Source organism: Psychroserpens sp., assembly GCF_036960315.1.
Classification (GTDB): Bacteria; Bacteroidota; Bacteroidia; order Flavobacteriales; family Flavobacteriaceae; genus Psychroserpens.
On record NZ_JBALVR010000004.1, the window covers coordinates 365940 to 388484 of the forward strand.

18 protein-coding genes are annotated in these 22545 nt (G+C 32.1%); 16 read left to right on the top strand and 2 right to left on the bottom strand.

Annotated elements, in window-relative coordinates; all coding sequences use genetic code 11:
* The 16 genes from V7719_RS09645 to V7719_RS09720 form a co-directional block, all read left to right on the top strand.
* Positions 1 to 1171, top strand: a 1171-nt coding sequence (locus tag V7719_RS09645; RefSeq protein WP_335729686.1) for an HNH endonuclease family protein, incomplete at its 5' end; no start/stop codon positions are given.
* A gap of 163 nt (positions 1172 to 1334) precedes the next feature.
* A complete protein-coding gene (locus tag V7719_RS09650) occupies positions 1335 to 1490 on the top strand; it encodes a hypothetical protein (protein ID WP_335729687.1) in 156 nt (51 codons plus the stop codon).
* A 215-nt stretch (positions 1491 to 1705) separates the two neighbouring features.
* Complete coding sequence (locus tag V7719_RS09655; protein WP_335729688.1) at positions 1706 to 2719, top strand: helix-turn-helix transcriptional regulator; 1014 nt, start codon at positions 1706 to 1708, stop codon at positions 2717 to 2719.
* Between the two features lie 59 nt (positions 2720 to 2778).
* Complete coding sequence (locus V7719_RS09660) at positions 2779 to 5346, top strand: N-6 DNA methylase (RefSeq protein ID WP_335729689.1); 2568 nt, start codon at positions 2779 to 2781, stop codon at positions 5344 to 5346.
* Position 5347: 1 nt separating this feature from the next.
* Positions 5348 to 6517 (top strand): hypothetical protein, encoded by a 1170-nt coding sequence (locus V7719_RS09665; protein WP_335729690.1) that lies wholly within the window; start codon positions 5348 to 5350, stop codon positions 6515 to 6517.
* A 3-nt stretch (positions 6518 to 6520) separates the two neighbouring features.
* Positions 6521 to 8002, top strand: a complete 1482-nt coding sequence (locus tag V7719_RS09670) for a type I restriction-modification system subunit M (RefSeq protein ID WP_335729691.1) — start codon at positions 6521 to 6523, stop codon at positions 8000 to 8002.
* Positions 8003 to 8004: 2 nt separating this feature from the next.
* Positions 8005 to 8412 carry a hypothetical protein gene (locus tag V7719_RS09675; protein ID WP_335729692.1) on the top strand — a complete coding sequence of 136 codons (408 nt, stop codon included), beginning with the start codon at positions 8005 to 8007 and terminating at the stop codon, positions 8410 to 8412.
* Positions 8409 to 9863 (top strand): type I restriction-modification system subunit M, encoded by a 1455-nt coding sequence (locus V7719_RS09680; RefSeq protein ID WP_335729693.1) that lies wholly within the window; start codon positions 8409 to 8411, stop codon positions 9861 to 9863. Before V7719_RS09675 ends, V7719_RS09680 begins: the two co-directional genes overlap by 4 nt.
* Positions 9863 to 11026: a restriction endonuclease subunit S gene (locus V7719_RS09685; RefSeq protein WP_335729694.1), complete on the top strand. Its 1164-nt coding sequence runs from the start codon at positions 9863 to 9865 to the stop codon at positions 11024 to 11026. The genes V7719_RS09680 and V7719_RS09685 overlap by 1 nt, the downstream gene beginning before the upstream one ends.
* A gap of 11 nt (positions 11027 to 11037) precedes the next feature.
* The gene (locus V7719_RS09690; protein WP_335729695.1) at positions 11038 to 11190 is read left to right on the top strand and encodes a hypothetical protein; all 153 of its coding nucleotides are present in this window, start codon (positions 11038 to 11040) and stop codon (positions 11188 to 11190) included.
* Positions 11191 to 11200: 10 nt separating this feature from the next.
* The gene (locus V7719_RS09695; protein WP_335729696.1) at positions 11201 to 12976 is read left to right on the top strand and encodes a hypothetical protein; all 1776 of its coding nucleotides are present in this window, start codon (positions 11201 to 11203) and stop codon (positions 12974 to 12976) included.
* A 2-nt stretch (positions 12977 to 12978) separates the two neighbouring features.
* On the top strand, positions 12979 to 14814 hold the full coding sequence (locus tag V7719_RS09700; protein WP_335729697.1) for a DEAD/DEAH box helicase: 1836 nt from the start codon (positions 12979 to 12981) through the stop codon (positions 14812 to 14814).
* Between the two features lie 35 nt (positions 14815 to 14849).
* The gene (locus tag V7719_RS09705; protein WP_335729698.1) at positions 14850 to 17816 is read left to right on the top strand and encodes a type I restriction endonuclease subunit R; all 2967 of its coding nucleotides are present in this window, start codon (positions 14850 to 14852) and stop codon (positions 17814 to 17816) included.
* Positions 17817 to 17913: 97 nt separating this feature from the next.
* A complete protein-coding gene (locus V7719_RS09710; protein ID WP_335729699.1) occupies positions 17914 to 18276 on the top strand; it encodes a DUF4357 domain-containing protein in 363 nt (120 codons plus the stop codon).
* 11 nt (positions 18277 to 18287) lie between these two features.
* Positions 18288 to 21014 carry a DNA/RNA helicase domain-containing protein gene (locus V7719_RS09715; protein WP_335729700.1) on the top strand — a complete coding sequence of 909 codons (2727 nt, stop codon included), beginning with the start codon at positions 18288 to 18290 and terminating at the stop codon, positions 21012 to 21014.
* Between the two features lie 142 nt (positions 21015 to 21156).
* Positions 21157 to 21306 (top strand): hypothetical protein, encoded by a 150-nt coding sequence (locus V7719_RS09720; protein ID WP_335729701.1) that lies wholly within the window; start codon positions 21157 to 21159, stop codon positions 21304 to 21306.
* 255 nt (positions 21307 to 21561) lie between these two features.
* On the opposite strand, the gene V7719_RS09725 is transcribed toward V7719_RS09720, so the two are convergent.
* Both V7719_RS09725 and V7719_RS09730 read right to left on the bottom strand, forming a co-directional pair.
* Entirely contained in the window at positions 21562 to 22071 is a 510-nt protein-coding gene (locus V7719_RS09725) for a hypothetical protein (RefSeq protein WP_335729702.1), read from the bottom strand.
* On the bottom strand, positions 22058 to 22426 hold the full coding sequence (locus V7719_RS09730; protein ID WP_335729703.1) for a hypothetical protein: 369 nt from the start codon (positions 22424 to 22426) through the stop codon (positions 22058 to 22060). Before V7719_RS09730 ends, V7719_RS09725 begins: the two co-directional genes overlap by 14 nt.
* Between the last annotated feature and the right edge of the window lie 119 nt (positions 22427 to 22545).

The window sequence follows — 22545 nt, forward strand, 5'->3', positions numbered from 1 at the left end:
TTTAACCAAAATGTTGGGAACATTGCAATCTTCATCTTGTACAACTCATCCAGTAAAAGACGAATCTGAAGCAATCCAAATGTTTATTTTCCAAAACAATAGAGGTAAAAAGCCATCAAATTTAGAAATTATAAAAGCTCAATTTATGTTTTACATTCATCTTTACGGAGATGAAGAAAAGGAAGAATTGATTGAAGAAATAAAAAACAGATTTGAGAAAATATATAAATCGATTTCATCGATTGAATATAATATAAACGAAGATGATGTTTTAGTTTACACAATGCGTGTTTATTTCAATTCACTTTGGGAAAATAATGCTCTTGAGAAAATTAATAAACTGCTTGACGAAAAAGGCTCAATCTCTTTCATTAAACAATTTTCGTATTCTCTTTCAACGAGTTTTGAACACTTAACTAACTTTTTTGGTAAAGACGAGAAAGAAAGTTTGCAGATACATTCTTTAATTACGCTTGGAGGTTTTGGAATTGCAATTCCATTTATTATTAAAGCTTATTCATTCAATGTTGGTAAAGAGAATATTGAGAAATTATGTGCGAGTTTGGAGTCTTTAGTTATTAGACAAAGATTGATTGGTACAAGAGCAGATATTACATCAAGACTTGACGGAGTTTATAAAACATTTACCAAAGAAACTAAAAGCATAGAACCGATTATTGAAAGAGTAGATTTTATAAAAACAGTTCCTTCCGAAAATTGGTGGTGGTCTTATTGGAATGATAACGCATTTGAAAAATCAATTCAAGGTGCTGTAAATCATTCAACAGCTAAATTTCTATTGTGGAAATACGAAAACCATCTTGAATCGAATGGAAAAAATGGATATGCTCAAACAAGATTTGATGCAGTCGAAAGTCCAGAATTGGAACACATTGCACCACAAACTGAAAACCCTAAAAATGGATATGACGTTTACGATGAAGAATTTAGGACACAATTTATCGATTGTTTAGGGAATTACCTCTTGCTATCAAAATCACATAATTGTTCAGTTGGTAACAAACCTTTTCCGGACAAAAGAGATAGTTATACAAAATCTAATCAGCAAAGAGAAATCGCTGAAATGACAAAGGAAAATCTAATTTGGACAAGAGGATTAATCCAAAAACGGAATGACAAAATAACGGAATTTCTAACGGACAAACTGTGAGGAAAACACTGCTGGCAACAACGTGTATAAAACATAGCTTAGATGGTTAAGAGAATGAAGTCTTACTTTTAATAAACAATCGTAAATCCGATAAATCCGTAGCCAAAAAGCCGCTACTTTTCATATACAAACCGTTGTATACAATTAAAAGTAAAATCTAATAATGGAAGCATATATTATTAAAGATCATTCAGGATTGAATCGATGGACTTGGGGATTTGAATTTCAAAAAAACAGATATTCTTTTGCAATAACAACACAGGGGTATTCGCGCAATGATGAATACGTTCAGCGATGGTTGAGAAAGTATTTAAATTAGAAATAAACATAAATCATAGTGTAGCCAATAATTTAAAACACGATTATTTCATCAGCTTTCGTAGTCTTTTCGATAGAAAATAAGTGTTATTTATGCAAAACATATACATGTTAAAAATATTAGTAAAATCAGGCGCTTCAAACGTTTTTATTACGATTATTATTACTAATTTTATAAATACTTATTAAAATACTCCCTTATAATTTTTTAAGCTAATGGCAACCAATCGGCATGCACAAATACGATATACAATACTAGATCGTTGCTTTAGCAACTTTCATAGGTTATATGACTATGAAGGACTTTTACTTGAAATTAATTTGGTGCTTTATGATTTAGGGGCTGAAGGAGTAAAACGCCGTCAACTTCAGTACGATATCGAGCATATGAAATCTGATTCGGGATGGGCAATTGAATTTAATGAAGATCTGAAAATTGGAAGAAAAAAAGCATTTCGTTATTTAAACAAAAACTTTTCTATAGCAAACCACCCATTGAATGTTAATGATTCAGAACAACTTGAAACGACGTTAGCAATACTCTCCAGATATAAACATCGAGAAGAATTTAATTGGTTAGAGGAATTGATTCCTCGTATGGAACAAGCGTTTGATTTAGTCGCTAGTGGGGAGAATGGTGCTATAAGTTATCAAGAGAATATAGATTTAAAAGGTCGGGAGCACATTGGTACTTTGTTTAATCTCATATTAAAGCGTAAACAAATACAGTTAAGTTATGAGCCTTACGGGAAACCTCAATTTAATGTGATAATTTCTCCGTATCATGTGAAACAATTTAATAATCGTTGGTTTTTGTTTTGTTTTAATGAGGAATATAAGACGATTTCTAATTACCCTTTAGATAGAATAAATAGTATTGAAGAATTGAATGCAAATTTTGCGACTAGTACTATTAATTGGTTGGATTATTTTGATGATATCATTGGTGTGACAAAACCAGAAGAAGGGAAGTTAGAAAAAATACATTTAAAGTTTTCAGAAAAGCGTATAAATTATGTGTTAACAAAACCTTTACATGGTTCACAGAAATTAGATAAGTCGGATCATACTGGAAGGGTGATAAGTATAGAGGTAATACCTAATAATGAATTATATCAATTAATTTTCTCGTTTGGAGAAGATATTGAAGTGATTTCACCTAAGGAAGTAAGAGTTGAAATTATAACTAAAATAAAATTAATGAGCAATCAATACAACTATGCAGAATGAGTGCATAATTGCAAAGTACATTTGAAAAATAATTGAAATGCTTAATTAAATTTTAGTCGATGAGAGAATACGTTAGTAGATTTTGGAATAATAGGTTTTTGGAGGTTTTAAACAATGTTCGTGGGCATAGGGATATGCACGATTTAAAAGAACTATTTATTTCTCTGATTTTTTTAAAATATGCTAATGATAAATTTAGTGAAAATGAAGATAGTTCAATAAAAGTTCCTAGAGAAGCTCAGTGGAATTATCTATATAAAATTATATCGGCCTCTAATTTTTTAGATTTTCTGCAAATAGCTTTTTCTTCATTAGAATATGAGAATTATCAAGTAGAGAATACATTTAGTGTTTTTGATTTTAATAATAAATTTAAAACGAAAGAAGATGTTGAGCTTATTAAATCTCTTTTCTATGGCATAACTGATTTTGGATTTATTAAGGAATCTATAGATTTTTCAATTATTATAGAGAGTCTAATTATAGATTTTGCTAATAACGAAGGAAAAAAAGGAAACGATTTCACTACTCCATTATCTGTTTCTCAATTAATGATTGAGTTATTAAATCCTGCAAGGGGTTCTATATTGGATTCAGCTTGTGGTACTGGTGGCTTTTTCCAAAAAGTCACAGACAATTATCCTAAAGGAGAATTTCAGTTTTACGGTCAAGAGCAAAACCAATCTACTCTAGCATTAGCAAAATTAAGATTTGCATTTAATCAAGATGATAGCATCCAATTTAGTGAAGCAAAAAGTACTTTGACAGAAGATCAGTTTCCTAATTTAAAGGTAGATTATATAGTCATGCATCCTCCATTTAGTGGGAGAAATTGGTTAACAGATCAAATCCAATATGATCCTAGATTTGAGTATGGGTTACCACCAAAAAGTAATGCTAATTTTGCATGGATACAGCATGCTCTTTTTCATTTAAATGAAAATGGGAAATCTGCGGTCTTATTAAATAATAGTTCTTTAGCTACAGGCGGGAAAGAGGCTGAAATACGTAAAAATATAATTGAAGCTGATTTGATTGAATCAATTATCAGTTTGCCTTCACAATTATTTTCCAATACTAGTATTCCAGCAAGTATATGGCTTTTAAATAAAAATAAGTCTAATAAGGGTGAAGTTCTGTTTATTGATGCCTCTAGCATAGGGAAAATGATAAATAGATCTCAACGACTACTTGTTGATAAAGACATTTTGGAGATATCTAAATTGTTTAATTCTTGGCAAGAAAATGATTTAAGATATTCAGAAAAAATTGGATTTAACAAGTCTGTTGATATATCCGAAATTAGAAATACGGATTATCTGTTAACACCAGTTAGATATGTTGGTATTGCGGAGTTAGATAAAATAGATTTAAGTAAAGCTGTTAATCTAGGAGATATCTTAGAGTATGCAAGACCGACGAGATTAGATCCAGATGTTTCTTATAAAAGATTAAGTATAAAAGATTTGGCTTCAAATCAGGATTCTTTTTTTCTTGACTCTAGTATCTTAGAAAAAGGAGATTTCCGGCTAGATTATAGATTGTTGGAAGATGATATACTTTTGATTTCTAGATTGGGAAACAAATTAAAACCTACTTATCATAAAAGTAGTAGTGATAAAATAGCTTTTTCGTCCACTGTGATTTTTTCCTTCAAAGTAGATTTTAAGCAAATCGATATAGATTATCTTATAGCAGAGTTGCATAAAGATTATGTTCAATTTCAATTAGATAATTATAGAAAAGGGACTGGTATGTCTACTATTAATCGTCAGGATTTATTAAATGTCCAAATTTTTGTTCCACCATTAAATGAGCAAAAGGAAATATTTGAAAAAGAACGAGAAGTTCGATTTCAATCTGTTGCAAAAGATCTAGGTTTTGAAAAAGAGATAGCCAAACTTAAGGAGGCTCAAATGAAAGATTTGGGTTCTAAAAAGCATAATATTATGCAGCATCTTAATAATGTAAAGGCTTCTACAGATGTGTTAATTACCATGATGGAGTTAAATAATGGTATTTTAAAGTCTGATGAAGTCATTGATCCAAGACGCGGTGTTACAGTAGAAAAACGTTTTTTACGTTTACAAGAAAGTTTAGGTAAAGTAATTTATTATGTAGATAATATTACCAATGAATTAAGATATGATGAGGCTGAAATAATTGATTCTGTTAAGTTCATAAAGGAATGCAAGGAAAGAGGACTGCAAAATGATTTGTTTTCTATAGAGATTATTGTTGAAAAGGCCACGTTTCAAGAACAAAACCCTTTAATTAGTATTTCTAAAAATGATTTTGAAGAAATATATAATAATATTTTAGAAAACGCCATTAATCATGGCTTTGTGAATAAAAGCAAATCCTATATTTTTAGAATTTCAATAGCTTATATAGATGACTTTTTAGAAATTAATTTCGTTAATAATGGAAAACCATTTCCAAAAGGTATCGCAGAAAATTTTGATGTAAAAGGAGAAAAAGCAGGATTAACAGCTGGTACAGGAATTGGACTTTGGAAAGTTGCAGAAATAGCAAAACATTTTAATTGTAACCTAGAAGTTTTTGATGAACCAGAAAGTGAATTCCCTGTAGGTTTTAAATTTCAATTTAACTTAGAAACACTTTAATATGAATAGATATCAAGTATTATGGATAGATGATGATGCTGAAAAGCAAGATGGTTTTTTAGATTCAGCTTTCTTGAACGGTTTGGATATCAATTATTGTAAAACCTCTAAGCATGGTATGGAAGAATTAACTTCAACAATAGAAGATTATGATGCTGTTATTCTGGATGCTATGGTATTCAATGAATCAGAAGATGAAAAAGCAGCTTTAACAGGTTTATTCAATTCCATTAAGACTATTAATGCTTTATCAAACAGAAAAAAAATACCCTATTTTATTTTTTCAGGATATTTTGATCAAGACGCATATGCTAGTGCAAGAGAAATGTTGGCAGACGAAAAAATCTTTATTAAAAGTAAAGATAATAAAGCATTATTTCAGGCAATTAAAGTAGAAGCTGATAAACATGCAGATACACAAGTACGTCACATATATCAAAGAGTTTTTGAGGTTTGTCGAGAGAAATATATTGGTGAGGCTGCAGGAAGAGATTTACTAGGTTTGTTATTAAATATTGATAGCTTAACTACAGAAAATCAATTCAACACGTTAAGAAAAATTGTTGAAGATGTTTTTATAGCCTTCAATAAATTTCAATTATTGCCAAATGAATTTATTACACCATCAATAGCTATTAATGAAAGTAGTAAGTTTTTATCAGGTAAAAATCATAAAGGTGAATTGTTTACCGAAAAAGGGTATCAACATTTGGAGGAAACACATATTCCAGAACAAATTTCAGCTATGTTGTGGAATATTTTAAATATAACTCAGAATGGATCGCATAGATCTACTATAGATCAACATGTAAAGACGTTAAATACATCTTATTTAATACAAAGTGTGTTATTTCAATTATTAGACGTTATTGTTTGGTTTAAAATTTATATTGATGGCAATCCTAGAACTGAAAATTGGATAGAAGTTAATACTAATGCTGCAACTACAACTCAGAGTATTATAAAAAAAGGAGAGGTAATTAATTTGAACCCAAACAAAGGTTTCGCATTTTTACAAACAGAAGATGGAACAGATAATGTTTTTATTCCACCACATATAATAACTAAACATAGTTTAAAAGAAACTGATATTATTACTGGTGAAATAGAAGAATACATAGATAATAGAATAAACGAACCAAAAAAACGAGTTAAAAAACTCATAGAATAATTAATGAATAAAGAAAAACTAACCTTATCCCAACTAGAACAATACCTATCCAAAGCAGCTTGGATTCTAAAAGGACCTGTAGATGCTTCAGATTTCAAAGTCTATATATTTCCGTTACTTTTTTTTAAACGTCTGTCTGATGTTTATGATGAAGAATACAAAACAGCTCTAGAAGAGTCAGATGGAGATGTTGAATATGCCTCATTACCAGAATTTCACCGGTTCGAAATTCCAGAAGGTTGTCACTGGAAAGACGTTAGAGAAACAACTACTAATGTTGGACTCGCTATCGAAAAAGCACTTCGTGGAATAGAACAAGCCAACCAAGAATTACTCTATGGTATTTTTGGTGATGCGCAATGGAGTAACAAGAATAAATTATCAGATCGGTTAATGACTGATTTGATAGAGCATTTCTCTCAATATGCGCTATCAAATTCTTTAGTTGATCCAGATATGTTGGGTAATGCCTATGAATACCTAATTAAGCACTTTGCAGATTTAACCAACAAAAAAGCAGGTGAATTCTATACACCACGATCTGTAGTGCATTTACTAGGGTTAATATTGGACCCTCATGAAGGCGAAACTATTTACGACCCTGCCTGTGGAACAGGTGGAATGTTGTTGGAATGTGTAGACCATCTAAAACATAATAAAGAAGATTATAGAACCCTTAAATTATTTGGACAAGAAAAAAACCTGACCTCTAGCTCTATAGCCAGAATGAACATGTTCTTACATGGTATTGAAGATTTTGAAATAGCTCGAGGCGATACATTGAGGCAGCCAGCTTTTTTCGCAGCAGATGGTTTAAAAACATTTGATTGTGTGATTGCGAATCCACCTTTTTCACTTAAAGAATGGGGAGCCGAAAATTGGGCAAACGATCCGTTTGGAAGAAATATAGCAGGAGTACCACCTAAAGGTAATGGTGATATGGCTTGGGTTCAGCATATGATTAAATCTATGAATAGCACAGGAAGTATGACTGTAGTTTTACCTCATGGTGCTTTGTTCAGAAAAGGAGCTGAAGGTAGAATACGAAAAGAATTGCTAGAACAAGATATGTTAGAAGCTGTTATTGGCTTAGGGCCAAATATTTTCTACGGAACACAATTAGCAGCTTGTGTAATGGTGTTTAAGCAAAACAAAGAAGCTTCTAAAAAAGATAAAGTCCTATTCATTGATGGCTCTGACCAAGTTAGAGTTGGGCGTGCGCAAAACTATTTAGAAACAGAACATATAACTCAATTGTTCAATTGGTATAATGAGAATAAAGATGTCGAAAACTATGTCAAAGTAGCTTCAATGAGTGATATTGAAGAAAACGATTTCAACTTAAACATTCCTTTATATGTTGAAAAAATTATTGAAGATAATTTGCCAAGTGTTGAAGAAGCGGTTTCCGATTTAAAAGTAGCTTGGAAAGCAAGTCAAAAAGCAGAACAAAAGTTTAAAACTATTTTAAAAGAGTTTATTTAAATATGCCAAAAGTAACAGAAGAGAATCTTTTTATTGCTAATAAACTTGGAATCCAATTTGAACCAAATGAATTGAAACTGGATAAATGGGGAAATGTAGATTTCTATTTTAAAAAAGATAATCTATTTGTTCTTCTTGAAGTAGAAAAAGGTCAAAAACATCCTAATACTAATGTTGCAAAAGTTTGGCCTTATCTAGAAGAAAACCCTAAGATAAAGATTTTGCTAATCCAGATAATTAGAGACGAAAATAAAGCACCGAAAAACAGATTAGCACTTTGTGATTTTTTAGGACAAAAATTGGAAAATGTGTTTCCAAATAGATTCAGGTTCATTAAAAGTAATTGGTCTGATAATAATGTAAATGAAATTAAGAAAAGTATAATGAGTAAAATGGAAGACTTAACATGACCCAACAAAACCTAGAAAAATACCTTTGGGGTGCCGCAACCGCTTTACGTGGTACTATTGATGCAGGCGATTATAAACAATACATATTTCCGTTATTGTTTTTTAAACGTATTTGCGATGTGTACGATGAAGAGTTTACCAAAGGATTAGAAGAAAGTGATGGCGATTTAGAGTACGCAGCCTTTGCCGAAAACCACCATTTTATAGTGCCAGAAAACGCACATTGGCAAACCGTACGTGAAACCACAACAAATGTTGGTATAGCAATTCAAGACGCGATGCGTGCTATTGAAAAAGCAAATCCAGAAACACTTTATGGTATATTTGGTGATGCTTCGTGGACCAATAAAAACAGGTTAAGCGATGAAACCTTAACCAACCTTATAGAGCATTATTCGCAACATAAACTAAATTTAGAAAACGTACCAGACGACCAATTAGGTAACGCTTACGAGTATTTAATAAAAGAGTTTGCAGATGATTCTGGACATACCGCAGCAGAGTTTTATACCAATAGAACGGTTGTAAAACTAATGACCATGATTATGGACCCACAACCAGGAGAAAGTGTATACGATCCAACCTGTGGCTCTGGTGGTTTACTCTTAAACTGCGCCTTGCATCTACGTGATGAAGGTAAGGAATACAGAACTCTAAAATTATACGGACAAGAAATAAACCTCATTACCTCTGCCATAGCACGTATGAATATGTTTATGCATGGTATCGAAGAGTTTAGCATTGTACGTGGTGATACGCTGGCACAACCTGCCTTTTTAGAAAACGATACTTTAAAAACCTTTAATGTAATTCTGGCAAATCCACCATACTCTATAAAATCTTGGGACCAAAAAGCATTTACAAACGATCCTTTTGGACGTAATCTTTGGGGAACACCACCACAAGGTTGTGCAGATTATGCCTTTCAGCAACACATACAAAAAAGTTTAGATGGGAATAATGGACGCTCATGCGTTTTATGGCCTTATGGCGTTTTGTTTAGAGATTCTGAAAGAGAAATGCGTAAGAAGATGATTGAAGAAGATTTAGTAGAATGTGTAATTGCTTTAGGTAAAAACCTGTTTTATAATTCTATAATGGAATCTTGCTTATTAATTACAAATAATAACAAACCAGCTGAAAGAAAAGGGAAAGTACTTTTTATTGATGGTAGAAATGAGTTAAAAAGAGAGAAAACAATAAGTTATTTATTGCCAGAGCATATTGATAAGATGCATAACGCTTACCAAAATTTCAAAACTGAAGAAGGGTTTACTTACGTTGCAACCATTGATGAAATAATTAAAAAAGATGGTAGCTTAAATATCCCATTGTACATAAAGGATATGGATGGAGAGATTATTTTAAAACCGCAAGAAGCCATGGAAGACTGGAAAAAATCCTCTAAGGATTTAAAAAAAGCAATGAACCAATTATTTGAGATTTTATAATGAATATAGATTTAGGAAAAGCAATCGATAGTAAATTGGATAGAACCAAATGGAAAAAATGGAAATTTTCTGATTTGGTAGATAATATAGTTGAAAAAGTAAAACCTCAAGAATCAGGTTTAGAACATTATATTGGATTAAAACATTTAGACTCTGGGTCTTTACATGTAAAACGTTTTGGAGAAACAGAATCATTAATAGGTGATAAACTAAAGATTTATAAAAACGATATCATTTTTGCAAAACGAAATGCCTATTTAAAACGTGTTTCTATTGCACCATTTGATGCTGTTGTATCAGCACATTCTATGGTTTTAAGGCCAAAAGCTGAAAATGTATTGCCCGAATTTTTACCTTTCTTTTTGTTGTCAGAACAATTTTGGCAACGAGCAATAGAAATATCTGTTGGCTCGTTATCACCAACAATAAATTGGAAAGCTTTAGCTAAACAAGAATTCCTACTACCACCAAAAGACCAACAAGCCAAGCTTGCTGAATTACTTTGGGCGATGGATGAGGTGATTGAAAAAGGCACTCAATTATTGGATAATATAGTTTTAAATTTAATAGTAAATGAAAAACAAATTTTTGCTAGTAAAACTTATTGTGCATTAAAAACAGCTATTTTAAATAGCTTATCAGGTGGAACACCTAACACTAAAGTTCAAGAGTTTTATTCTAACGGTACAATCCCTTGGTTAACTACAAAAATAATAGAAGATGACTACATAGAAATTGGAGAGAAATTAATAACCAATGATGCAGTATTAAATTCTGCTGCTAAAGTTTTACCTAAAGGTAACATCATTGCTGGCACTAGAGTTGGTGTTGGTAAATTTGCTATAAATATTTGTGACATTTCATTTAGTCAAGATGTTACTGGATTGATTATCGATCATTCTAAAGTAAATATTGATTTTTTAGTATATCAATTAAATTCTGCCGTATTTCAGAGTAGACTAGCGCCTTTTTTAAGAGGAACTACTATAAAAGGAATTTTAAAAGACGATTTATTAAACATGAAAATTTATTTGCCAAGCATGGAAAAACAACTTGAGCTAAAAAATTTAATTAAGGAACTTAAAAATTCAAGAGATTTAACAAAATTCAAAATCTCAAGTTCCAAAGCCTTACAAAAGAGTTTAATTAATCAGGTGTTTTAAAAAAGTATGCTATGAAAAATAAAAAAGACACAAATTTAATAGCAGCCCTAGCTAATATAGAAATAGAAGAGTTAGCTATTGAAGGGCAAGTTCAAAATGCTTTTAATCTAAAAGTGGATGCATTAGAAATTAGTAAAAATTCAAAAAACAAAAAAACAAATTGATTTAGCAGGTATGGCCAAGCGTAAATTATCTTTATTACAAAAAGCTTACAAGGAATTTTTCCTAGCGATGCTCGATGAATATAAGGTAAGCTCACCTGCAAAATTATCTAAAGAACAGAAAAGCATATTCTTTACCAGAATAAAAACCGAGTGGAAAGTAAAAAAAGCAAAACTTCTTAAAGTTAATACTGTAAAACGAAAAACTTCAAAAAAAGAGCAATACGCAAATATTAAGGTATCTCGTCCTTCCATCGCCATAGAGCCTGTTGTTAAAACCAAGAGAGTTTCTAAAGGAAGAAAAACAAATACGGTTGTAATTGATGAGCATACTACTGAAAAAATAATATCAAAAAAGAACCCAGAACAAACAGGTGATTTAAAAATAAATTTCAATCCCAATCAGTTTTTTGAACAAGGTGAAGTTTATGAATATCCTGTAGTGAAAATGCCTAAAGAAGGGGCATTTCTGAAACTTCCTAGAAAAGGAAGAGCCATGGGTAAAGGGTATAAAGAACAAGATTTTTATGAAGCTATAGTAGCCGGTATTCCTGATATAGAAGCAGCCACCAATGTGCACCTATCCATTCCGTTTTATAATAGACCTTATGAACCAGATATAGTACTATTTGATAAAGCACTAAACCTGTATATAGATATTGAAATAGACGAGCCCTATGATGGTTATTATCGTTTCCCTACCCATGAACAAGAAAAAGATGATACCAGAGATTTGTTTTTTACAGAAAGTGGTTGGATGGTTATTAAATTCACAGAGCAGCAAGTGCATCTTCAAGAGCAGCAATGTATTGCCTTAATTAAGGATGTATTGAATTCTATTCGTAAGTATGACTTAGAGCAATTATCTAACTGTGCTTCTGAATCTCAGTGGGATTACCAGCAAGCAGTTCGTTGGCAAAAAGAAAATTACAGAGAGAAATATTTAGGAATTGAAAAATTTGGGAAGCAAGCAGTATCGACTAGAATTGAGGTTGAGATAGATGATATTGATACCATTGAAGATAATCTGAATAGAACCAAAAAATATAAGTCGACGACACTTCAGGAGAATATTGCTTTTGAAGATGAAACCCATAAATACCATCATCCTAAAGACACAACCGGTAATGCTGATTATATATCGGTAACTACTATTATTGACCGTTTTTTTCCATTTGATATGGATCGTTTTATTGAAACCAAAGCCAAAAGAGAAGAACGTACTGAAGAAGATGTATTAGAAGAATTCCTTAAAAATAGAGATGAGGCTGCAGAGAAAGGAACTTTTATGCACGAGCAAATTGAGTTTTTTTTAAAAGGAGAACCTTATGATGCAAATTCAAAAGAGTTTACCATGTTTAAACAATTTTACGAAGAAATTGTGGTGGCTAAAGGATTTGAATTTGTTGAGGCGGAAAAAAAGATTCTTTTAGAAGCATTTAATGTTGCAGGTACAGTAGATGCTTTATTCAAGAAGCCAAATAAAGAAGAGTATTTAATAGTAGACTGGAAACGAAGTAAAAAACTAGTTGTAGATGGGCATCCTAAAAAATATGGTTTCGGTTCTGCAACCTCAGAGTTAAGTCACGTAGATAACTCGAGTTACTATAAATATGCTTTACAGCAAAATATGTACAAATACATATTGGAAACCGAATACGATATGCCAATATCCTCAATGAACTTAATTGTGTTACATGAAAATTACGATGAGTATCATAGAGTAAATCTTGTAAATATGCAGAAAGAAGTAGCCATTATTTTAAATTCAATCAATCATAAAATATAAATATGTCAGTACTAACCGAGTTTAGAGAGGCCTTACAAATTCAACAACAAAAAGACGATGAGGCTTATGAAGAACAAATAAGTTTACCTCTGGACGAACGTGTTGCAAAAGGTGTAACCATGCATAATCTTAGAGTTGAATTTGATTTTTATGATCATGCACCTAATCAATGGTGTCCTAGGTTAGAGTATCCTCATAAATTTATCCGTTCCGCTAAGATTCACTGCGAGAATAACATTTCTAAATTTAGAGAAGGTGCACAGGTAATTCTAAGTAATGGAGGCCACCGTTTCAAATTAGAAATTATTGAAGACACTATTGATAATTTTATATTGGCACCAAACGATTTTGATGTAAAGACCTGCTATTTAGATTCAGAAAATTACAATCCAAATCATTGGGAAATTAATGTTGTAAAAACTGCGATTACACTAAAATTATTATCTGCTACGGCTGGTAATTTAGAGAATGATAATGATCGTCTTAATAAAATCGAGCAATTACTGAGTGGTGAAATAGAAAATCAGAGTGGTACAACATTTCAGTATTCACAATTAAATGATTCTCAAAATACCGCAGTAAAAAAATCTATTTGCGCCGCTAACTTTCATTTAATACAAGGTCCTCCTGGTACAGGAAAAACAAAAACCATCGCTCATATTGCTAAAATTCTAATCGACGCAGGTAAAAAAGTATTTATAACAGCGCCCACACATACGGCTATTAATAATTGTTTAAATGCAATAGCTGAAGAGGTAAAAGACAAAACTAAAGTAGTTAAGATTGGAGAAAAATATCAAGCAGCTGAAATTATCCATAATGATTATTTAACAAGATTGAGAAGATTGCCTATGGATAGGTACCATAATAATACTCATGTAAGTAAGGAAGGAATAGCAATAGGAGGCACACCATATTCGATGTGTTATCCAGCATCAAAAAGATTAAATAATTGGGAATTTGATGTGGCTTTAATAGATGAAGCGGCACAAATGAGTATTCCATTGGCGGTATCTGTAATGTCTAAATCAGATAAGTTTATTTTTGTTGGTGATCACCAACAGCTTGATCCAATTATGCCTTCAGGAACAGGCGCTTCTATGTTTTCTGAATCAATATTTAGTAGATTAGTTAGATTATACCCCAACTACAAATCGTTATTAAATACATCTTATAGGCTAAATGAAAAATTAATTCGAATACCCAACATGTTATTTTATAATAATGCGTTATACTCAGCTCGTCCATTACCAACCTCAAATACAAATATAGTAAGCAACGAATTTTCGGAGGTAATTAATCATCTGGATTCAAAAGTATTATATCTACATAAAGAATTTGATGCTCAAGGTAGATCGCCTCATGAAGCAGACATTGTTGCAGAAATAGTCAATGATATCGTTGCCAGTGGAGTTGATTACAAGGATATCGGAATTATGACGCCATATAGAGCTCAGGTAAGAGAAATTAAAAAAGCACTAAATAAAGTTGTCGGTAGTATTGACACAGAAGATACAGAGTCATTATTTATTGATACGGTTGACAGAATGCAAGGACAAGAAAGAGATTATATTCTTTACAGCATGGCAAATTCTCATCCTTTAGAATCTAAACGAAGACTTGATTTCTTTTACAGTCCAAACCGATTAAACGTTGCAATTACACGAGCCATAAAAAAATGTATTGTTATTGCCAACTATAAAGTGTTTGATATTATTGATGAAGAGTTAGCCGATATACCTGAATTTAATATGCTGAAACCGAGTCTAGATATATTTAAAGCATACTATAAACTTTCAAGTAAAGTAGAAGAAATAGTTGAAGAAGACGAATGGTAAAATAAAAAGAAACGAGGCTTAAATAAGAACAATAAATGGGATTTAACGAACTAAACAGTGTAGAAAACTACATCATAAAACAATTGACTGGAGTTAATTTAAACACCAATGAAGTTTCAGAAGATACATCATTGTATAGTGGTTTTTGGATATACAAATCACCACAAGAGTTACAACGTAGTGTAAGCGAAGTGTTAATTGAGACAGAATTGAAATCAGCTTTAATTCGTTTAAATCCAGAGATAAATCAAAACCCTGAGTTTGCAGATGAGGTGATTTATAAACTACGTGCTATTTTAATTTCAGTGCATCAAGTTGGTTTGGTTCGTGCTAATGAAGAATTCTTTAAATGGTTACAAGGAGATAAAACCATGCCTTTTGGAGAAAATAATAGACATGTTCCAGTTAGATTAATAGATTTCGAGGAGCTAAATAATAATAGTTTTATTGCTACAACGCAGTTTCGTATTCATCATCGGGAAACCAAAATACCAGATGTGGTATTATTCATTAATGGAATCCCTGTAGTTATTGGAGAAGCTAAAACTCCTATACGTCCATCTGTAAGTTGGTTAGATGGTGCTCATGAGGTACATGATATTTATGAAAATGCAGTTTCTCAATTATTTGTGCCTAATATTTTATCCTTTGCAACAGAAGGTAAAGAACTCTATTATGGCGCTGTTAGAACACCTCTAGAATTTTGGGCACCTTGGCGTTTAGAAAATGACGAAGATGCTATTGCAAAGCGTTTAGGCTTAGGTGAAGTAGGTAAGGAGTTGTCAGACTTATTACATCCAAAACGTTTACTAGATATACTTCAAAACTTTTCTTTATTTACTACTAATAAAAAGAAGCAACGCATTAAGGTAATTCCGAGATTCCAGCAATACGAAGGAGCAAATAAAATTGTAGCACGTGTTAAAGAAGGAAAGATTAAGAAAGGTTTGATTTGGCATTTTCAAGGTTCTGGTAAATCATTATTAATGGTGTTTGCTGCTCAAAAATTAAGAAAAGAAAAAGACTTAAAAAGTCCAACCGTAATTGTCTTAGTTGATAGAACGGATTTAGATACTCAAATCACAGGAACCTTTAATGCAGCCGATATATCCAATGTTGAAACTACAGATAGTATAAGTGAGTTACAAACCCTTTTAGAACGAGATACCAGAAAAATTATCATTTCTACGATTTTTAAGTTTAGGGATGCAAAACCTAACATGAATACTAGAGATAATATCATTGTATTGGTAGATGAAGCACATAGAACACAAGAAGGCGATTTAGGGCGTCAAATGCGAGCGGCTTTACCAAATGCATTTCTATTTGGTTTAACAGGAACACCCGTAAACAAAGCGGATAAAAATACGTTTTGGGCCTTTGGGGCAGAAGAAGATGAAGGTGGTTATATGTCGCGTTATACCTTTCATGATTCTATAAGAGATAATGCCACTTTACCATTACATTTTGAACCACGCTTAGTAGATGTACATGTAGATAAAGAAACGATAGACAAAGCCTTTGCAGAATTTAAAGAAAGTGCAGCCCTAACTGATGAAGAAGCAGATGCTCTAAATAAGAAATCAGCTAAAATGTCTGCTTTTTTAAAATCACCAGAACGTGTGGCTAAAATTGTAGAGGATATCGCTACGCATTTCAAAGAAAAAGTGGCACCTCATGGTTTTAAAGCAATGATTGTAACACCAGACAGATATGCTTGTGTTCAGTACAAAGAAGAACTCGATAAATATTTTCCAGACGAAGCGAGTCGTGTTGTCTTTTCTACTTCAAACAATGATCCATTAGACTTTAAACAAAAATGGGGAATTGATAAAAGTCAGCAAGAAAAAATAGTAGATGAATTTAATGATGCTTTATCAGATTTGCAATTCATAATAGTAACTGCAAAACTATTAACTGGTTTTGATGCACCTATTTTACAAACCATGTATTTAGATAAATCCATAAAAGACCATACCTTATTGCAAGCCATTTGTAGAACAAATCGTTTGTATCCTAATAAATCATTTGGTCGTATAGTAGATTATTTTGGTGTCTTTGATGATGCTGCTAAAGCATTACAGTTTGATGAAGAAAGTATCAAAACGGTGATATCAAACTTATCAGAGTTAAGAGATAAGCTACCAAAAGCAATGAAAGAAACCTTATTACATTTTAATGGAGTAGATAGAACAATAGACGGTTTTGAAGGCTTAGAAGCGGCACAAAATGCTATTGGTAATAATGATAAAAAAGATGCATTTGCTAAAGATTACAAATACCTATCTAAAATTTGGGAATCACTTTCACCAGATAACATCTTAAATTTATATCAAGAAGATTACAAATGGTTATCTCAAGTATTTGAATCCGTAAGACCAGCTGCAGATAACGTTGGAAAACTACTATGGTTTTCATTAGGAGCTGAAACGACAAAACTTATACATGAAAACATTCATGTTGGTGAAGTTCATCATTTAGATGAATTTATATTAGATGCAGATGTGATTGAAAATATTTTTAACAATCCAGATCCTGCAGGTGCTAAAAAACTAGAAAAACTTTTAATAAAACGCTTTAAAAAACATGCTGGTGATCCAAAATTCAAATCCTTAAGTGAACGTTTAGAAGCGTTGAGAGATAAAGCAGAACAAGGATTAATCACTTCTATAGAGTTTGTAAAAGAGCTGTGTAAATTGGCAAAGGAAACAGTAGAAGCAGAAAAAGAATTAGAGGAACTCCTTATCGAAAAAACACCAAAAGCAGCACTTACAGAATTATTCATTGAACTAAAAGATGATGCAACACCAGCAGTGGTAGAACGCATTGTAGAAGATATTGATGCCATTGTGAGAGTCGTGCGCTTTCCAGGGTGGCAAAAAACAAGTTCTGGAGAACGTGAAGTTCAAAAATCATTAAGAAAAGCTTTGCTAAAATATAAGCTGCATAAGGACCAAATTTTATTCGAAAGGGCCTATGCTTATATAAAGGAGTACTATTAATGATCGTAAATGGAGTGTGATTAAATCATCTTGGGTTAGATTTCAAATAAACAACCACACCCTTTACCAAATCAAAATACGGATATTCACCTTTCAAATGAGGCGTCCTATTTTTAAAGAAAAACGAAAAGCAAAAAGCCCAAAAGAATTGCTTTACTGCAAAGGTAGAATTGCTTCAGCCATAGGAGAATTGACGGATGATGGTTTTTTGGTATACAAAGGAGGGACATCTAGTATTGAAGAAACTAAAAGTATGAATAAATGGATTGGAGTTTTACGTAATCGCTTATTGGAAGAAGACATACTAAAGGAGGAAAATAATTTTTATGTGTTTCAACAAGATTATATATTTAACTCACCAAGTGCAGCAGCTGCAACTGTTTTAGGTCGTTCTACCAATGGCTGGACTAAATGGAAAGATAAAGATGGAAAAACCTTAGATGAATTGAAGAGAAAATAAATTTTTATTCCATGAAAAGAGCTTACTATTCTAACAGCATTCGAGACTTCATTAAAGATGATTCGTCTAAAATATTGGGTGAATTAAACTTATACCATTCATTTGCATTAGAAGAACTGCAACGCAACGCTTGGATTGGTCAAATACAAATATTAAAAGACCAATTAAAACATTTTGAAAAAGGGCAACTATATTTTGAATTTGCCATTCCTAGAATGGGAAAACGGGTTGATGTTATTCTTATTATTAAGGACATTGTCTTTGTTATTGAGTTTAAAGTGGGTGATGGAACTTATGGTAATCACGCCATAGAACAAGTGATAGATTACACTTTAGATTTAAGAAATTTTCATGAAGGAAGTCATCATGCTAAACTAATTCCTGTAATTGTTTCAACAAATGCTGAGGTTATTGATAATAATCAACATGATATTGAGAGCTATTTAACTGCAGCAAAAACAAACGGTACTAATTTAGGAAGGTATCTTAATGACGTTGTTGCTAATTCGAATGGAGAAAATGTGGATGTACGGTATTGGGAGACTTCTATTTATAAACCTACACCAACTATAGTTGAAGCTGCACAGGCTTTATATAAAGGTCATAATGTGCAAGAAATTTCAAGATCGGATTCTGGAGCGATAAATTTATCTAAAACAGCTGATTGTTTAAATGAAATTATTGATCATTCCAAAACCTACGAGAAAAAGTCCATTTGTTTCATAACAGGTGTTCCTGGTGCTGGAAAAACATTAGCAGGATTAAATATAGCTGTCGAACGCATGAAATCTGATAAGGATGAACATGCCGTTTTTCTTTCGGGTAATGGGCCCTTGGTTGAAGTTTTAAGAGAGGCTTTAGTAAGAGATGAGGTTTTAACAACTAAAGAAAAAGGGGATTCTATTACTAAAAAACAGGCAGCAATTAAAGCAAATGCTTTTATACAGAATATTCATCATTTTAGAGATGATAATCTTATATCAGAAAAAGCGCCTGTAGAAAAGGTTGTTGTATTTGATGAGGCACAACGTGCCTGGACAAACGAAAAAGCAACAGCCTTTATGAAAGTTAAGAAAGGAATTGCAGATTTTAACATGTCGGAACCTGAATTTTTGATTGATGTAATGAATAGACATGAGGATTGGTGTACCATTATTTGTTTAATAGGAGGAGGTCAAGAGATTAATACAGGAGAAGCTGGACTAGAAGCCTGGATAGAGGCAATCAAAGATCATTATGGAGATTGGGATGTTCATTATTCAAATCTTGTAATTGAAAACAATAATTATATCACGAATGAGTCATTTAAAACATGGCTAAAAAACGATGGAATAAGTGAGCAAGATTTGCATTTGGGTGTTTCTATAAGGTCTTTTCGTTCTGAACAATTGTCAAATTTTATTCATGAATTATTAGAAATAAATTTTGAATCTGCTAAAAATTTATTTGATCAAATAAAAGAAGATTTTCCAATTGTAATGACAAGAGATCTTGAAATTGCAAAAAACTGGTTACGTGGTATGGCTAAAGGCACAGAACGCACAGGAGTAGTTGGATCTTCTGGCGCAAGAAGACTTCGCTCTTTTGGGATAGATGTTAAGAATGAAATTTCTGCTTCAAATTGGTTTTTAGATGGAAAGGAAGATGTAAGATCATCTTATTTTTTGGAAGTTGTTGCAACAGAATTTGATATACAAGGCTTGGAAATTGATTGGGTATGTTTAACCTGGGGAGCTGACTTTTTTATTAATAACAATGAATGGAATTATCAAAAGTTTAAAGGATCAAAATGGCAAAATATTAATAAAGAGATTATAAAGCAGTATTTGAAGAATGCTTATAGAGTACTTTTAACCAGAGCACGCCAAGGGATGGTTATTTTTATTCCAGAAGGGTCTGACATTGATCATACAAGGCCTAATGAATTTTATGATGGAACCTATAATTATTTAAAGGAACTAGGCATAAAAACTTTAACTAAAGACAACTATACACCAATCGTTTTAAAGAAAATTAATAAACCAACGCTAAAGATAAAATCCGTTGTAAATCCTACAATAGAAAAACAAGTTAACTTAAACTTTGATGAACCAGTGTCAAAGGATTCAGAAAACTCTAACACTAATAATAATAATAATAATAATAATAATAATGATGATGTAGGTCTTAATAGTATTGTGAAAATTAGTTATTTGTCAAAAAGTAAAATCGTAAAATTTCAAATAGTTGAAGATCATATTGATTCTTCTAAAAATGAATCAGGGATTCAATGTATAAAAAACACTTCAGCCATAGCAAAGGCTTTGATAGGTAGAAAAGTAGGAGATATCATTCAACTAAATAGGCATAACCCAGACACTAAAATTTCTATACTTAGAATTGCAAAAGGCAACGAGCAAAAGCAAAAATCGAATATCGCACCTTCAAGTGAGCCAAATTATGAGAGGATTGGAAAGTTGGTTAAAAGAGAATTAACGGTTTTAATTAGCCAAAACCTTCTATCTGATTCTGAAATAAGAAATTTACAGCGCGCTGATTATTCTAGAGAACACTTTCATATACAATATCCACTATTAAAAAAAGCTCTTAATTCCGATCCAAATAATATTGACAGATACTGGGCTGGTAAAGTAAAGATTAAGGGAAGTGAGTATTTTATTTGTTCAGAATGGTATGAGCAACCAACTAATAATGATAGACCATATTTTTTACGATGGCTAAGGAAAATAAAAAATTAAATTTTACAAATAAACAACCACACCCGCAACCAAATCAAAATAAGGATACTCACCTTTCAAATGAGGTTGCATATTTTTAATTAAATGATATCTGCCATTTAATTTTTCTAATCATTGCGCTAAGTCTCCCTTTGTAGCCGATTTGTTTGACTCTTTAGTTAAAAGTGCTTTTAGAGCACCAGCAGCTAAAGTTCCAGCAGCAGCATTACCAACACCAGTCATAGACATCCTCTCTTTTGGTGGCGATTCTGCTAAATCACAGGATGATCATTCTTCTAAGGATAATTCCTAACCTTTTGATTTCCTTTTTTATCATTAAAGAGTTATTTGATTAGCGGCTATGCTTAAAAAAAAAACAAATGTTAAGGATATAATTCCAAAATACCGCTTCCCTAATCTTTATAATTAGCTTGGACGCTTATTAGGCTTTAACAATGAAACAACATATCAAAAGTTTAATACACAGGCCCTATTAGCCTACTGCAAATTAGACGCCTTGGCTATGGTTGAAATTTATAGGGTGTTAAAGGCTTTGTAATGTTATTTATTACACGATTCTTAAATACTCATATATGGGATCTTTAGTTCTTCTGTATCTTCTGAGGTCTCGCTCTATGACATTGTTTTCGAGGAGTTCAAAAATATGGGCTCTATCACTATTGGTAGCTATGACTCCAGTTATACTCGAAGTAAATAGTGCATTAAAAAACCAATCTTCTAATTTTTTTTTAATGTTACTTCTAATTTCAATATCAGAAATTTCGTTTACTGAAATTAATTCTGCCTTATAGTTTGTATAATCGGTACTTATGCGATCAAAACTTTCATAAAGTATTTTAAATTTTTTATAACTTTCAATGAGTAATCGCCTTATAGTTTCATCTCCGCGTTCCGTTAGTAAATGATTAGGGGTCATTCTGCACCTACCTGAAATCATAGTATAGTTTTCCCAAGCTTCGAAAGGGCTTATTAACTGCACTTCGATATAAAATCGTTCTCTTTTAAGAATTAATCCTTTTAATAAAACAGAGTCATAAATAAATTCAATGTGCGTCATAGCTTAATTTTTGTATTTGGTTCAATTTTAAATCATGCGGGAGCCGTACAAAAAGAAGGGTCTTGTAGGGCGTATGTATCGTAAAAGGACCAGTGCCGCTTTTTATACTATAGGCGGCGCCTTTATAATGTAAGGCCGCATCAAAGTATAACAGAACATAAGGAGTGACATCTGTTAATTGTAGTGTGGTAATGGTTTGATGGTGCTGCAATTGTATCAAAACACCAAAATGATTGCCATTGAGATAAGTTGTCATATCCACAAATACCGTATCAAGGGGAATGATGGCATGGATGGGTACGTCTTGAGAGGATTTAATTTTGCCCTCTTGTAAATTAATACTAACAGTTTTCATAATGCATAGTTTTAAAGGTGATGCATCAGGTTAATGTTATAAACAGTGTGGTAATCATTTATTTTGACTGGACTGTCCGTATACTAAACCACCGTAGCTTTTGTGCTCGGTTGGTACGC